The 1681-nt window shown below is 76.5% G+C and carries 2 protein-coding genes and 1 pseudogene; all 3 read left to right on the forward strand.

Annotation, left to right across the window (positions count from 1 at the left end; genetic code table 11):
* Positions 1 to 474 (forward strand): hypothetical protein (locus IH13_RS43770; RefSeq protein ID WP_051836028.1); only part of this gene is annotated, 474 nt, incomplete at its 5' end.
* A gap of 59 nt (positions 475 to 533) precedes the next feature.
* Positions 534 to 1264, forward strand: a pseudogene (locus tag IH13_RS41810) (DsbA family protein).
* Positions 1261 to 1681: cytochrome c biogenesis CcdA family protein (locus tag IH13_RS0135355; protein ID WP_031091133.1), on the forward strand; the 421-nt coding region annotated here is incomplete at its 3' end. The pseudogene IH13_RS41810 and the gene IH13_RS0135355, both read left to right, overlap by 4 nt.

Here is a 1681-nt window from a genome sequence, read left to right on the forward strand (position 1 = left end):
GTGGCGGCTTCCGTACCCGCAAGCGCCACCGCCCTCGTTGCCCTCTCCGCCCCGGCCGGTGCGGAGGCGGACTCCGCACCCGCGGTCACCGCCGGCCCGGTGGCGGGCCCGGCGGTGGCGGACCCCGGCCCGGCGGCGGGGCCGTCCGCGGACCCGGTTCCGGATCCGGTGGCGACGGACCTCGCCCCGGCCGGGCCGCCGACCGCCGGCCCGGTCTCCGTCCGGGCCGGGCCCGGTGACGGGCACCGGGCGCCCGGCGTACCCGAGTGCGACCGTGACCGCGGGCACCCCGGCGCCGATTCCGGCCTGCCCGCCCGGGACCGCGCCCCGCACGACCAGGGGGCCGGCTGCGCCGCGTCCGGCCCGGCCGCCGTCACCGAACGCGGCCTGCCGCCGATCCCCGGCCACACCGCCGCACACATCCCCCGGCGCGCCGCGCCCACGCCCGTCGAACTCTCCGTGCTGAGGGTGTAGAGGCGCGCCCGCCTCCTCCCGCCCTTCCTCTTCCCGCCCGTACCAGCACGGAGTTCCCCATGCCCACGCCCCGCCGCACCAAGTCCCGTAAGCCGCTCGCCTTCGGCGCCGTCGTCGTCCTCGCCGCCGGTCTGCTCGGCTTCGTCTCCTACCGGACGACCGGACCCGACGCCTCCGGTACCGGCGCCCCGGCGGTCGGCGCCGCCGCCGAGCAGGAGGCCGGCGTCTACCCCGAGCTCGCCGGGCTCGCCCGCCGCGACGCCGCCGACGAGCTCGCCCTGGGCCGCACCGACGCACCCGTCGTGCTCATCGAGTACGCCGACTTCAAGTGCGGTTACTGCGCCAAGTTCGCCCGTGACACCGCGCCCGAACTGATCAAGAAGTACGTCGACGACGGCACCCTGCGCATCGAGTGGCGCAACTTCCCGATCTTCGGCAAGGAGTCCGAGGCCGCCGCCCGCGCTTCCTGGGCGGCCGGGCAGCAGGGCCGCTTCTGGGAGTTCCAAGGGGCCGCCTACGCCGAGGGCGCCATGGAGAAGGGGTTCGGCGAGGACCGCCTCCGGGCGACACCGGCAGCACGGCCGCGGCCGACGCGGTCACCCGCGACCAGGAACAGGGCTACGGGATCGGCGCCGCCTCCACCCCGTCCTTCCTCATCAACGGCCGCCCCGTCGCCGGGGCCCAGTCCCTGTCCGTCTTCACCCGGGCCATCGAGGCCGCGGCGGCCGACGCCGCGAACACCGGCAACGCCGGCGAGGACGCCGACGCCCCCGCGAAGGAGACGCGATGACCTCCGGCATCGGCTACTTCGCGGCCCTGCTCGGGGGGCTGCTCGCCCTGGTCAGCCCGTGCAGCGCCCTGCTGCTCCCGGCCTTCTTCGCGTACTCGCTGGACACCACGTCCCGGCTGCTGGCCAGGACCGGCGTCTTCTACGCCGGTCTCGCCACCACCCTCGTCCCGCTCGGCGCCGCCGGCTCCTACGCCGGGCGGCTCTTCTACGGACACCGGGACGCCCTGGTCCTCGGCGCGGGCTGGCTGATCATCGGGCTCGGCCTCGCCCAGATCGTCGGCCTGGGCTTCGCCTCCCGGCGGATCACCGGCCTCAGCGGCCGGATCCGTCCCACGACCGCGCTCTCCGTCTACGCCCTGGGCGCGGTCTACGGGCTCGCCGGATTCTGCGCGGGCCCGATCCTCGGCAGCGTCCTGA

Origin of the sequence: Streptomyces sp. NRRL WC-3549 (assembly GCF_000721935.1) — a bacterium.
Lineage (GTDB): Bacteria > Actinomycetota > Actinomycetes > Streptomycetales > Streptomycetaceae > Streptomyces.